Genomic DNA, 12,299 nt, shown 5'->3' with positions numbered 1-12,299 from the left:
CCATGCCGTCGCCGCTTGCGGGCCCGGCCCGCGACCGCGCCGCGAATCGCGGCGATCAGCGCAAGGAGTCCGCGCCACGATGAACACCGCAGTCGGAAAGATTTCCCTGGAACGACACGCCGCCGCGGCGTTGGTGCTGGCGCTGGGCTGGCCGATGCTGGCGTCCGCGCTGGCCGGATTCGGCCTGTCGTTCGCGATCGCGCTGATCGTCGCCGCGGTGCCGTTCGCGGCGGCGTGGTTGCCGCTGGCGCGGCGTCTGCCGGCGCACTGGGACGGACAACGCCGCAAGCATGCATTGGCGAGCGTGGTGTTGCTGGTGGTCGGTCTGCTGGCGATCGCGCGAACCCTCGGCGTGGCCTGGTACATGGCCGACGCCAAGCACCCGGAATTCTCGGCGTTCTGGTTCGACCCGTTCTACATCGGCCATAGCTGTTATTCGGCGTATTGGCAGGCGGCCGAACTGGCGCGCGAAGGCGTGGCCAATCTCTACGACACTGCGCTGTACACCGGCTCGGTCGACCATATCAAGCTTGACGAGTTCATGTACTTGCCGCAGTTCGTGCTGCTGCCGGAACTGGGGCTGTTGCTCGGCGGCGATTTCTACAGCATGCGCGCGGTGTGGTTCGGCCTGGAAGCGGCGATCACGATGGCCGCGTTGTGGTCGTTGGCGCGCTGGATCGGCGCCGGCGTCGGTCGCCGCGCATGGCTGCTGATTCCGGCGGTGATGTTGTCGAGCCCGATCCTGGTGACCTTGCAGGTCGGCAATTTCCAGCTCGCCGCGATCGCGATGTCGGTGCTGGCGATGATCCAGTTCGAGCGCGGCCGCAACGCCGTCGGCGGGGCGCTGCTCGGGTTCGCGATCTTCAAATTGTTCCCGGGCCTGCTCGGCATCTATCTGCTGGTGACCCGGCGCTGGCGCGCGGCGATCTGGACCTTCGCGTTCTCGGCGCTGTACACCGCGATCGCCTGGCTGTGGCTCGGCGCGCATCCGTTCGAAGCGTTCTTCCACTATCAGGCGCCGCGCATCGCCAGCGGCGACGCCTGGGCGTTTCTGGAGATCCCCGGGCTCGAGTGGGTCAGCGCGCTCAATCAATCGGTGCCGGGGCTGGTGCTGAAAGCCAAGATCCTCGGCCTCGACGGCATGACCCGCGCGACCATGGGCACGGTCGCCTGGATGTGGACCGCGATCGCGGTGGTGCTGACGATTATCGCGGCCCTGCGCAACGCGTCGATGACGCGGCTGGAACGCGCCGCGGTGTGGGTCGCGGTGCTGGGCCTTGCGACCATGCGCAGCCCGTTCCTGCCCGATCACAGCGGCCTGATCGCGCCGATGTGGCTGTGGAGCCTGATCGCCGCGGCGACCGTGCTCACGCCGCGCAAGACCGTGCTGCTGGTGCTGGGCTGGCTGGTGTGCACCGCGGTGATTCCGGTCGGCGGCATCGAGCTGCCCGAAGTGCATACGCGCATCGTGCTGGCCCTGGCGATCCAGGTGATCGCGCTGGCGCTGTGCGTGTGGGCGGTGCTGCGCAAGCCGCGCGCGCTGCGCGCGGGCGCCGCGACCCATTCCTGGCGCAACGACGATTCCACGGCCGCCGCGGCGGCCGACGACGATTTCTTTTCTCTTGATAATACGAAGGTGGCAACGTGATGCGGCGTAATACTTTGTGGGCGGTCATGCTCGCGCTGTTGGGCAGCGCGTTTTCGGCGCAGGCCCAGGACACTTTGAACATTCCGCGCGCGGATCACGCGCCCAGGCTCGAGGACTACGTCGGCGGCGTTCCCGCCGATGCCGGCATCGAGGTCAAGGACTTCGTCCAGAACAAGCCCGGCGACGGCAATCCGGCGACCCTGGAAACCCGCGCCTACCTGTCCTACGACGACCACAACCTGTACGTGGTGTTCGTGTGCAAGGACGATCCCAAGCAGGTGCGTGCGCGCATCGCACGGCGCGACGCGGTGTTCGGCGACGACGGCGTGCAGCTGATGCTCGACACCTACCACGACAAGCAGCGTGCGTTCGTGTTCACGGTCAATCCCTACGGCGCGCAGATGGACAGCCGCTACACCGAGGGCCTGAGCTACGACTTCAACTTCGACACCCAGTGGACCTCCGACGGCCGCCTGACCGACGACGGCTATGTCGTGACCATGCAGATCCCGTTCAAGAGCCTGCGGTTCGAGCGCGGCAACGTGCAGGACTGGGGCATCGCGGTCAACCGGATCATTCCGCGCACCAACGAATTCGTCTATTGGCCCTACATCACCGAGCGCAAGGAAGGCTTCGTCGCCCAGTTCGCGCACGCGCGTATCGACGATTCGATCCAGCCCGGCCGCAACATCCAGGTCATTCCGCACCTGACCTACCGCGACGCGCGCACCTTGGGCGTTAATTCGGCCGGCGACCCCTCGATGCGCCGGCATGAGCGCAGCGAGCTGGGCGTCGACGCCAAGTTCGTGATCAAGGATTCGATCGCGGTCGACCTCACCGTCAACCCCGATTTCAGCGAAGTCGAGACCGACGAGCCGCAGGTCATCGTCAACGAGCGCTACGAACAGAACTTCCTCGAGAAGCGGCCATTCTTCCTCGAGAACAGCGGCATCTTCGGCCTGCCGGTGCCGCTGTTCTACTCGCGCCGGATCGTCAATCCGCAGTACGGCGCGCGCGTGTCCGGACGTCTGGGCCGTTGGGCGGTCGGCGGGTTGTTGATGGACGACGAATCCGCCGGCCTGACCGTGCTCGGCGACGACTTCGGCAAGACCGGCAACATCGGCGTGGCGCGCGTGCAGCGCGACATCGGCCAGCAGTCCAACGTCGGCGTCATGCTGACCGACCGCACCGTCGGCGACCAGTTCAACCGCGTGTTCGGCGTCGATTCGCGGGTGAAGTTGAACGACAACTGGAGCGTCAACGGCCAGCTCGCCCGCAGCGAGTCCGAAGGCGCCAACAATCTCGATTACGACGGACGCATGGTGTTCCTGCAGGCGATCCGCGGCGGCCGCGATTTCAACTTCGACGGCCAGTACTTCGACGCCACCGACAACTTCGAATCGCAGCTCGGCTTTGTGCCGCGGGTGAACATCCGCCAGTTCTATCAGAAGTCGTCCTATCTCAAGCAGTTCCCCGATGCGCCGTGGCTCATCAACATGGGTCCGACCCTGCTCGCCCAGCACACCTGGGACCAGGACGGTGAAGTGCAGGACTGGAATTTCGAACCCGGCTTCGTGGTCAACGGCCTGCTGCAGACCAAGTTCGAAGGCAGCCTGATCCGCGGTTTCGAATACTTCGGCGGCAAGAAGTTCTACATGGACGGCTTCACCCTGGGCGCCAGCACCGAGTGGTGGCGCTGGCTGACCGCCGAGGCCAAGATCATCGTCCGCGATAAGATCAACTACCTGCCGGCCGCGGGCGTGGAGCCGTTCCTAGGCGACCAGCGCCAGGCGATCATCAAGCTGACGGTGAGTCCGTTCGCTCAGCTTCGCATCGACCAGTCCTTCATCTGGGACGAATTGCGCACGCAGTATTCCATCGCCGGCAACGAATCGGATGCCAAGGTGTTCCGCGGCATTCAGTCGCGCACCAAGGTCAAGTACCAGTTCAGCCGCTTCTGGGCCGCGCACGTGATCTTCGATTACCGCGCACTCGACAGCAACACCGACCTGTTCCTGATTCCGCGCGACAAGACCCTGGTCACCGACTTGCTGGTCAGCTACTCGCCGAACCCGGGCACCTCGTTCTACCTGGGCTATACCGACCAGCAGAAGAACCTGCGCATCAACCAGAACCCGAACATCGTCATTCCCACGCGCGATCTCGACCTGCACACCGGCAAGCAGCTTTTCATGAAGTTCAGCTATTTGTTCAATTTCTGATTGCTCGCGCGACAACGATGGCTATCCACGAACAGGCCGGCGCAAGTCGGCCTGTTCGTTTTCCAGCGCGCGCGATCGATCGCGTTGTTGCAGATTTGAACGTCCCGACGGCGGCCGCGGCGCCATGCACGATCGCCGTCCCAGTGTGAGCGTCGGTTAGCCGCGTCGCTTTGGAAACGTGATTGCCGGCGCGACCGCGCGCGCATGGATTTGCCTAACTCACGGCTCGGACAAGACGATCGCTCGATCGCCGGGAGAGCCCGATGAGCAAGGAAGTCGCCGCGCAGTTCGATGAGCTGGCCGCGTTGTACGAGGACATGGCGAGCTGGCCGTTCCGGCACGATATCGAGACGCCGAGCGTGATCGCGGCGCTCGGCGATCTGCATGGCCTGGACGTGCTCGACTTCGGTTGCGGCAGCGGTCTGTATTCGCGCCTGCTCAAACGCAGCGGCGCACGCTCGGTGGTCGGCTACGACCTGGCCGACGGCATGCTTGGGTACGCGCGGCGCAGGGCAGAGAAAGAAGGCCTGGACATCGAGTTCGTATCCGAACTGCAGCCGCGTTTCGCCGGCCGGTTCGATGTGGTGCTTAGCGTTTACGTGCTGCCTTACGCCACCAGCACGCGGGAATTGGGCGAGATGTGCGGCGCGCTCGCCGGTTTGCTGCGTCCCGGCGGGCGATTGGTCGCGCTGCCGATCCATCCGGACTACCAGCCCGATCCCGACTACTACCAGGCCTATGGCTTTCGTCTGATTCCGGACGACGACAACGATCGCCCGCCGCGCACGGACGGCGCGCGCATCCGCCTGGAGCTGTGCCACGGTCGCTATCAGGCGAGCGTGCATGCCTGGTACTGGTCGCGCGCGACACTGGAAGCGGCGTTGCGCGAGGCCGGCATGACCGATCTGGTCTGGCGCGATCCGAGTACCGCATCCGATCCGTCCGCGGCGGCGCCGTTGCTGCGCGCCTATCTGGATCGTCCGCACGCGGCGCTGATTCTCGCGCGCAAAGCCTGAGGCCATGCGCGCCTGTCTGTTGCAGCCACGGGCCGAAGCCATCGGCGAGACGGATGAGGCGCTGACGGTGTCGCTCGGTCGCGGCGTCACCGCCATCGACGAGCACGAGTGGGATGCGTTGGTCAGCGATCAGAATTTCTACAACAGTCACGCCTGGCTGGCCGGGCTGGATCGCGCACGGGGTGCGTGCGAAGTGCTTGCGGTCTGGAGTTCGGCCGGATTACTCGCTGCCTGCCCGCTATGGAGCGGCGAACGCGATGACGGATTGTTCGAACTCGGCGCTTTATTCAACGACGTTCGCGGCCCATGGACGCGCGGCTTCGTCTGGGGTGGTGGACGTCGTTCGACCCATAACCAAGTGCCGTGCGTGAGCGGGCGCCGGCGCGCGCAGGCGTTGAGCCGCCTGCTGCAGGCGATGGCCGACATCGCACGCGAGCGCGGCGCCGCCGGCGTGGTCCTGCCGTACATGCCGCTGACGGCCGCGCGAGAACTGGCCGACGTCTGCGGCGCCAGCGTGCTGCTGCACTCGGCCGAAGCCAACATCGAGGTTCCAGCCGACGGTCTGGCCGGGCTGATGGCGGGTTGGAACAAGCACCATCGCTTCGAAGTCCGGGCTGAGATCGCCGCGTTCGCGCGTTGCGACAATCGGGTCGAATGGGGCGTCATCGATCCTTCCGAACAGATGCGCGCGGCGGAACTGATCGCCTGCAATCGCGCCCGCTACGGCAGCACGCAGGGCGCGTCCTGGATGCAGCGGATGCTCGAGGCGCAACGCCACGTAGGGCTGTCGCCGATCGCGGTCGTGGCGCGACGCGACCGGTGCATCGTCGCGCTATGCCTGCTGTATCGCTTCGGCCGCGCGCTGCATGCGCGCTACTACGGGTGCGATTACAGCCTGGACGATCGCGATTTCCGCTACTTCGTCCTGACCTGCTACGAACCGATCGACTACGCCGCCCGTGAAGGACTCGGCGAACTGCGTCTGTCGACCTCGGCCCTGCACGCGAAAGCCAGCCGCGGCGCGCGCATCGAGCCGCTGGCCGCGGCGGTGCTGCTGAGCGATCGCTCGCTCGATTCGATCGCGATGCACCGGCACAACCGGCGCTTCGCCGAGCGCCATCGTCGCGAACTGGGCGCGCACCTGGGCCCGGCCTGGCAAGCGTTCCTGTAATCCATGCACGCGGAGTCGCCATGCTGCATCTGATCTACACCTTCCGCCCGACCGCCGTCGCGCGCGCCGATCTGCCCGCGTTCTGGCGCTGGGTCGACGAACGCGAACGCTGGTTCTACGACGGCTTGGCCATGGCCCACGATCCGCGCTGGTACGTGTGCACGGTCGGGCCGGGCGTGCACAGCCTGGAGCACTGGATTTCGTTCGCCGACGAAGCCGGTTGGGGCGATTACCGCCGCGAGGTGTCGCGTCGTTCCGCGAACCCGGCCTGGGAGCAACGACGGATCGAGCAGGATCGTTGGTGGGACATCCTCGACGCGCGCCTGCTCAACGACGCGCCGCTGCCGTCGGCGCGCGGCGACGCCGGGCGATGAACCGCGTGGCGACCAGCCGCCTGTTCGAACGCCTGCGCGGCGGCTTGGTCGTCTCGTGCCAGGCCTTGCCCGGCGAGCCCATGCACGGTTGCATGCCGGCGATGGCGCGCGCGGCGGTCGAGGGCGGTGCCTGCGGGGTGCTGGCCAACGGCGCGAACGACATCGCCCGGATCCGCGCCGCCGTGGACGCGCCGCTGATTGGCGTGCTCACCCAGGTCTATCCGGATTGCGAGATCGCGCTGACCCCGACCCTGGTCGAGATCGACCAGGTGGCGCAGGCCGGCGCCGACATGGCCGGTCTGGACGCGAGCGAGCGCCGTCGTCCGGGCGGCCAACGCCTGGCCGACTTCTACGCCGCGATCCGCAAGCGGCATCCGGGCCTGCGGTTGATGGCCGAGGTAGCGACCACGGTCGAGGCCCTGCGGGCGCAGGCGCTGGGCTTCGACTGCGTGTCCAGCGCGGCGCTCGGCCATACCGAGGCTACCCGCGGCCAGCGCCTGCCGGAGGACGACTTCGCCGCGTTCCGGCGCATGCGCCGGGCCGTCGACGGTTGCCTGCTGGTGGCTGAAGGCGGTATCGACACACCGCAGCAGGCTGCCCGAGCGCTGCAACTTGGCGCGGATTTCGTGGTCATAGGCAGTGCCATTACCCGGCCGCAGCGCATAACGGCGCGCTTCGTCGGCGAAATGAAGGCAATTGCAGGCTAATTGCTGCGTTTGGCGTCGATCGAGCGGCCTGAAAGATGCCGTAAACAGCTCGCTTTGGCGGTCGATCCTGGCCGTGATCGATGAGGGTCCCGGCCCCGCGAAGGTCTGGTAGAGCGGCTGCGGCGCCTGCTCTTAATAATCTTTTAATTCATGAGGTTCAAATAGTTATCTCGCTCGCCGCCGTGCCGCGAAAAACCGCTGGCGTAACCGCGGATAAAGGGATTCGGCGGGAAATGGCAACAAACCGCCGAATTGGATGCCCGGCAGTGCCGAATAACGCAGGCCAGATTCGGCCGGCGCGCGGAAAGATTCACAAGGACTTACCGGCTGTATTTTGTAACATATTGATGTTGTTGAGCTTTCGACTCGGCCTCATGGTTTTGACCGGAATTTCGGCCAAGGCCCGTCATAGCGAATGCGACCGACACCCCAAGACCGCGTTCGTGCGTTCCAATCCCGCAACACAGCGGAACCTTTTCCCCCTTTAGCAGTCCTATATGCCGACTGCTAAGATGACCCCCATGACCTCTATTGCCCAATCCGCTGCTCTCGTCACCAACAACCTGCCTGTGCCCAGCGCGCTCGGTTCGCTGGACGCGTATATCGGCGCGGTGCATCAGATCCCGGTGCTGACCGCCGAAGACGAGCAGGCCCTGGCCCGCCGTTTCCGCGAGGGCGAAGACCTCGACGCGGCCCGTGAACTCGTCCACTCGCATCTGCGCTTCGTGGTCCATGTGGCCCGCGGCTACAACGGCTATGGCCTGCAGATCGGCGACCTCATCCAGGAAGGCAACATCGGCCTGATGAAGGCGGTCAAGCGCTTCGACCCAGACCAGGGCGTTCGCCTGGTCTCGTTCGCGGTGCATTGGATCCGCGCCGAGATGCACGAGTTCATCCTCAAGAACTGGCGCATCGTCAAGGTCGCCACGACCAAGGCCCAGCGCAAGCTGTTCTTCAACCTGCGCAAGAGCAAGAAGCGCCTGGGTTGGATGAACGCCGAAGAGGTGAGCCAGGTCGCCAAGGACCTCAACGTCTCCGAGCGCGAAGTGCTCGAGATGGAATCGCGCCTGTCGGGTCGCGACATCGGCTTCGACGCGCCGTCCGACGAGGACGACGACCACGCGCCGCCGTCGCCGGCCGCGTACCTGCGCGCCGCCGAGGAAGATCCGTCGCAGTCCTACGAGCGCGAAGACGAAGAAGACAGCAAGCTGGGTCTGCTGCGCGAAGGTCTGTCCGGCCTGGATGCGCGTTCGCGCGACATCATCAAGCGCCGCTGGCTCGACGACGACAGCAAGATCACCCTGCAGGAACTGGCCGACGAATACGGCGTCAGCGCCGAGCGTATCCGCCAGATCGAAGCCAACGCGCTGAAGAAGATGCGCGGCCTGTTCGCGGCGTAACAAGCTTCGAATAACGCGATGCAATGCAACGGCCCGGGAAACCGGGCCGTTTTTTATTGTCCGATCGACCACCGCGACACGCGGAGCTGAGGGCGCGCGGCCGCGACAAGATCCGGATATCGACCGCGCCAGGCGATGGCTATCGTGAGTTCAAGCCATCGCCTGGAGTCGCCCATGAACGCCTATCGCATCAGCGGCCTGTCGCCCGAACCGTTCCGTCCCTTGTTCGCGCTCGACGACGACCGCCTGCGCGCCCACGACATGCGCCGGGTCGTCGCCGATTCGCCGCGCGGTTATCCCTGCCGGGTGTCGCTGACCGATGCCGCGGTCGGCGAGACGCTGTTGCTGCTGCCGTACGAACACCATGCGCTGGGGCCGTATCGCGCGAGCGGTCCGATCTTCGTGCGCGAGGCCGCGCTGCAGGAGCCGACCTATCGCAACGAACTGCCGCCGATCCTGGCGACCCGCTATCTGTCCTTGCGCGCCTACGACCGCGACGGCTGGATGCGCGATGCGCGCGCGGTCGAGGGCGCGGCGGCGCAGGACGAACTGCAGTCGCTGTTCGCGATCGACGGCGTGGTCAGCGTGATGGCGCACAACGCGCGCTTCGGCTGCTTCCTGTGCCGGATCGATCGGCATTGAGCCGCGTCGAGGCCGTCATCGGCCGATGCGAACGGCGTGCGCCTGACGATGGCCGGCATGCTGCACTTGCGATGGCATCGCGCCGGGATGTGCTGCGCATCGGGATAAAGTGGAAGCCACATCGCACTCCCGCATGCGCTTGCCGCGTCAGGCGCATGCGCGCCCCCGGGCCTGTCTAGACTCGCGTTCGAAGCCGCCGGGACCGGCGGTTTCCCGAATCGCGCGGGCCGATCGCGGCCCGCGTCACGCAGACCAATGGAGGGTGTATGCAAGGCATCAAGCTATGGGCGGTGGGCGCGTTGATTGCGGTTTTGGGGCTGGCGCACAGCCAGCCGGCACGAGCGGGCGACATGAGCAATGCGGTGGTGACCTGCTTCGTCGACACCTATGCACTGGACGTGCCCGAGGCCTTCAGCTGCACCTCGGTGTGGCGGCCGGGCGGCGCGACCAATCCGACGACCGCGCTGTTCCAGGTAGCCGGCCTGGGCGCGGGCAATTATTCCTATGCCTGGCGCGACCTGGAGACCAACACCGTGCCGGCCGGTTGCGGCAATCAGCCTTACTGCGAGAAGTCGATCAGCACCGAAACCCAGGGCGACGGCGAGGCCACCTTGCGCGTGACCATCACCGATCTCGATACCGGCGCGACCAAGAACGTGCAGGCCACCGCGTTCTATTACGACGGTTACACCTGATCGATCGCCGCATTCGACTCAATCGAAAAAACGAAGGGCGCCGCGAGGCGCCCTTCGTTGTTGCGGTGAAGTCCGCATGGCTTAGCCGGCGTCGTCGTCCTTGCCATCGCCGTCTTCGCCGGCGCCGCCGAAAATGATCCGCGCATGGCGCTGGTAGGTGAAATACGCCCACGACCAGTTGAGCATCACGATCAGACGGTTGCGGAAGCCGATCAGGAAGAACACGTGCGCGGCCAGCCAGAACGCCCAGGCCAGGAAGCCGGAGAACTTGAAGCCGCGCAGATCGACCACCGCGGCGCGGCGGCCGATGGTGGCCAGGTTGCCGTAGTCGACGTAGCGGAAGGCGTCGATGGTGCGGCCGCCGAGGCGCGCGCGGATCGCACGCGCGACGTAGCTGCCCATCTGCTTGGCGCCGGGCGCGACCCCCGGCACCGGTTGGCCGTTGGCTTGCTGGATGCTCGCCAAGTCGCCGGCGACGAAGATGTCCGGATAGCCGGGCACGGTCAGGTCGGGTTCGACCCGCACCCGGCCGGCGCGGTCGCGCGGCGCGTCGAGCAGCGCGCCCAGCGGCGAGGCGGCGACGCCGGCCGCCCACAGCACCGTGCGCGCGGGCACGAACTCGGCGCCGAGGCTGTAGCCGTCGCGTCCGATCGCGCCGACCGGTGTGCCGGTGACGACTTCCACGCCCAATCGCTGCAACTGCGCGCGCGCTTTCTCCGACAGCGACTCGGGAAAGCTGGAGAGCACTCGCGGCCCGGCTTCGATCAGGCGGACCTTCGCCTGCGACGGATCGATGCGGCGGAACTCGCGACGCAAAGTCTTGTGCGCGATCTCGGCCAGGGTACCGGCGAGTTCGACCCCGGTCGGGCCGCCGCCGACCACGGCGAAATGCAGCCACGCCGCGCGTTCGGCCTCGTCGTCGGCCGCTTCGGCGCGCTCGAACGCGGTCAGCACGCGGCGACGGATGTGCAGCGCGTCGTCGAGCGTCTTCAGGCCCGGCGCGTGCTGCGCCCATTCGTCGTGACCGAAGTAGGCGTGGGTCGCGCCGCTGGCCAGCAGCAAGTAGTCGTAACCGATCACCTCACCGTCGGCGAGCGTGACGCTGCGCGCGACCGCATCCAGGCCGACCACTTCGCCAAGCCGCACTTCGACGTTGGCCTGTTTGCGCAGGATGTGGCGCAGCGGCGCGGCGATGTCCGGCGCCGACAGGCCGGCGGTGGCGACCTGATACAGCAACGGCTGGAACAGATGGTGGTTGCGGCGATCGATCAGGGTGATGCGCGCGTCGGCCGAAGCCAGCGCGCGCGTCGTCCACAGACCGCCGAAACCGCCGCCGACGATGACGACGTGCTTGCGCGGATCGTTGTTCATCGCGATGGCCTCAGCCGCGCAGACGCTGGGCGAGTTGTTCTTCGAGCTTGCGCTGGTCGGCGGCGAAGCGGCGGATGCCGTCGGCGAGCTTGTCGGTCGCCATCGCGTCTTCGTTGTGCTGCCAGCGGAATGCGGCTTCGCTGAGCGGTTCGGTCGGTTGGGTGCGTTGACCGTCGTCGGACAGGGCGCATTTGACGTCTGCTTGAGTGGATTCGAGTTCGCCGAGCAGTTCGGGCGAGATCGTCAGCCGGTCGCAGCCGGCCAGTGCCAGCACCTGCCCGGTGTTGCGGAAGCTCGCGCCCATCACCACGGTCTGGTAGCCGTTGCGCTTGTAGTACTCCCAGATACGGGTGACCGACTGCACGCCCGGATCGTCCTGCGGCGTCGCCGGCTTGGCCATGCCGTTGGCGAGGTGCCAGTCGAGGATGCGGCCGACGAAGGGCGAGATCAGGTACACGCCGGCCTCGGCGCAGGCCACCGCCTGGGCGAACGAGAACAGCAGGGTGAGATTGCAGTGGATGCCTTCGCGCTCGAGTTGCTCGGCGGCGCGGATGCCTTCCCAGGTCGAGGCGAGCTTGATCAGCAGACGATCGCGGCCGATGCCGGCCTGCTCGTACAACTCGACGATGCGGTGCGCCTGGGCCAGGCTGGCCTGGGTGTCGAAGCTCAGGCGCGCGTCGACTTCGGTCGAGACGCGGCCGGGGATCAGCTTGAGGATTTCGCCGCCGATCGCCACCGCCAGACGCAGGCCGGCGTCGCTCACGCGCGCGGCCTCGTCGTTGCCCTGGGCGCCGCCGAGGGCCGCGTCGATCAACGGCGCGTAATTCGGCAGGCCGGCGGCCTTGAGCAGCAGCGAAGGGTTGGTGGTGGCGTCCTGCGGATGGAAGCGGGCGATCGCGTCGATGTCGCCGGTGTCGGCGACCACCGTGGACAGCGCGCGCAGTTGTTCGAGTTGATTGCTCATGGGGGGAGTGTCTTGTCGTCGGATTCCGCGCCATTGTCCCGCATCGGGGTTAGGCCGTCATGAAGCCGGCCTATCTTCAGTGCGTCGAT

At 66.5% G+C, this 12,299-nt stretch carries 11 protein-coding genes; 9 read left to right on the top strand and 2 right to left on the bottom strand.

Annotated elements, in window-relative coordinates:
- The first annotated feature begins 79 nt into the window (after positions 1-79).
- The 9 genes from ASD86_RS03715 (at position 80) to ASD86_RS03675 (ending at position 9,875) form a co-directional block, all read left to right on the top strand.
- Positions 80-1,648, top strand: a complete 1,569-nt coding sequence (locus ASD86_RS03715; RefSeq protein WP_056106894.1) for a glycosyltransferase family 87 protein — start codon at positions 80-82, stop codon at positions 1,646-1,648.
- On the top strand, positions 1,648-3,870 hold the full coding sequence (locus tag ASD86_RS03710) for a carbohydrate binding family 9 domain-containing protein (RefSeq protein WP_157476087.1): 2,223 nt from the start codon (positions 1,648-1,650) through the stop codon (positions 3,868-3,870). Before ASD86_RS03715 ends, ASD86_RS03710 begins: the two co-directional genes overlap by 1 nt.
- A gap of 263 nt (positions 3,871-4,133) precedes the next feature.
- Positions 4,134-4,886, top strand: coding sequence for a class I SAM-dependent methyltransferase (locus ASD86_RS03705; RefSeq protein ID WP_056106889.1), 753 nt, complete (start codon positions 4,134-4,136; stop codon positions 4,884-4,886).
- Between the two features lie 4 nt (positions 4,887-4,890).
- Positions 4,891-6,057 (top strand): peptidogalycan biosysnthesis protein, encoded by a 1,167-nt coding sequence (locus ASD86_RS03700; RefSeq protein ID WP_056106887.1) that lies wholly within the window; start codon positions 4,891-4,893, stop codon positions 6,055-6,057.
- A gap of 20 nt (positions 6,058-6,077) precedes the next feature.
- Entirely contained in the window at positions 6,078-6,431 is a 354-nt protein-coding gene (locus tag ASD86_RS03695) for a hypothetical protein (protein WP_056106885.1), read from the top strand.
- A 5-nt stretch (positions 6,432-6,436) separates the two neighbouring features.
- Complete coding sequence (locus ASD86_RS03690; RefSeq protein WP_200957179.1) at positions 6,437-7,138, top strand: N-acetylmannosamine-6-phosphate 2-epimerase; 702 nt, start codon at positions 6,437-6,439, stop codon at positions 7,136-7,138.
- Positions 7,139-7,659: 521 nt separating this feature from the next.
- The gene (gene rpoH / locus ASD86_RS03685) at positions 7,660-8,538 is read left to right on the top strand and encodes an RNA polymerase sigma factor RpoH (protein WP_056106881.1); all 879 of its coding nucleotides are present in this window, start codon (positions 7,660-7,662) and stop codon (positions 8,536-8,538) included.
- Between the two features lie 174 nt (positions 8,539-8,712).
- Complete coding sequence (locus tag ASD86_RS03680) at positions 8,713-9,180, top strand: DUF1203 domain-containing protein (RefSeq protein ID WP_056106879.1); 468 nt, start codon at positions 8,713-8,715, stop codon at positions 9,178-9,180.
- 266 nt (positions 9,181-9,446) lie between these two features.
- A complete protein-coding gene (locus ASD86_RS03675) occupies positions 9,447-9,875 on the top strand; it encodes a hypothetical protein (protein ID WP_056106877.1) in 429 nt (142 codons plus the stop codon).
- An 81-nt stretch (positions 9,876-9,956) separates the two neighbouring features.
- On the opposite strand, the gene ASD86_RS03670 is transcribed toward ASD86_RS03675, so the two are convergent.
- Complete coding sequence (locus ASD86_RS03670) at positions 9,957-11,246, bottom strand: NAD(P)/FAD-dependent oxidoreductase (protein ID WP_056106875.1); 1,290 nt, start codon at positions 11,244-11,246, stop codon at positions 9,957-9,959.
- 10 nt (positions 11,247-11,256) lie between these two features.
- On the bottom strand, positions 11,257-12,210 hold the full coding sequence (tal, locus tag ASD86_RS03665; RefSeq protein WP_056106873.1) for a transaldolase: 954 nt from the start codon (positions 12,208-12,210) through the stop codon (positions 11,257-11,259).
- Positions 12,211-12,299: the final 89 nt, after the last annotated feature.

Origin of the sequence: Lysobacter sp. Root690 (assembly GCF_001427785.1) — a bacterium.
In the GTDB taxonomy this organism is placed as follows: domain Bacteria; phylum Pseudomonadota; class Gammaproteobacteria; order Xanthomonadales; family Xanthomonadaceae; genus Lysobacter.
Note: the sequence above shows the minus strand (reverse complement) of the source record. Positions and strands in the feature narration are given on the sequence as shown.

Excerpts from the sequence above, each read along its gene's own strand:
- ASD86_RS03715 (WP_056106894.1), top strand. The coding sequence starts at position 80 with ATGAACACCGCAGTCGGAAAGATTTCCCTGGAACGACACGCCGCCGCG.
- ASD86_RS03710 (WP_157476087.1), top strand. The coding sequence starts at position 1,648 with ATGCGGCGTAATACTTTGTGGGCGGTCATGCTCGCGCTGTTGGGCAGC.
- ASD86_RS03705 (WP_056106889.1), top strand. The coding sequence starts at position 4,134 with ATGAGCAAGGAAGTCGCCGCGCAGTTCGATGAGCTGGCCGCGTTGTAC.
- ASD86_RS03700 (WP_056106887.1), top strand. The coding sequence starts at position 4,891 with ATGCGCGCCTGTCTGTTGCAGCCACGGGCCGAAGCCATCGGCGAGACG.
- ASD86_RS03695 (WP_056106885.1), top strand. The coding sequence starts at position 6,078 with ATGCTGCATCTGATCTACACCTTCCGCCCGACCGCCGTCGCGCGCGCC.
- rpoH (WP_056106881.1), top strand. The coding sequence starts at position 7,660 with ATGACCTCTATTGCCCAATCCGCTGCTCTCGTCACCAACAACCTGCCT.
- ASD86_RS03680 (WP_056106879.1), top strand. The coding sequence starts at position 8,713 with ATGAACGCCTATCGCATCAGCGGCCTGTCGCCCGAACCGTTCCGTCCC.
- ASD86_RS03675 (WP_056106877.1), top strand. The coding sequence starts at position 9,447 with ATGCAAGGCATCAAGCTATGGGCGGTGGGCGCGTTGATTGCGGTTTTG.
- ASD86_RS03670 (WP_056106875.1), bottom strand. The coding sequence starts at position 11,246 with ATGAACAACGATCCGCGCAAGCACGTCGTCATCGTCGGCGGCGGTTTC.
- tal (WP_056106873.1), bottom strand. The coding sequence starts at position 12,210 with ATGAGCAATCAACTCGAACAACTGCGCGCGCTGTCCACGGTGGTCGCC.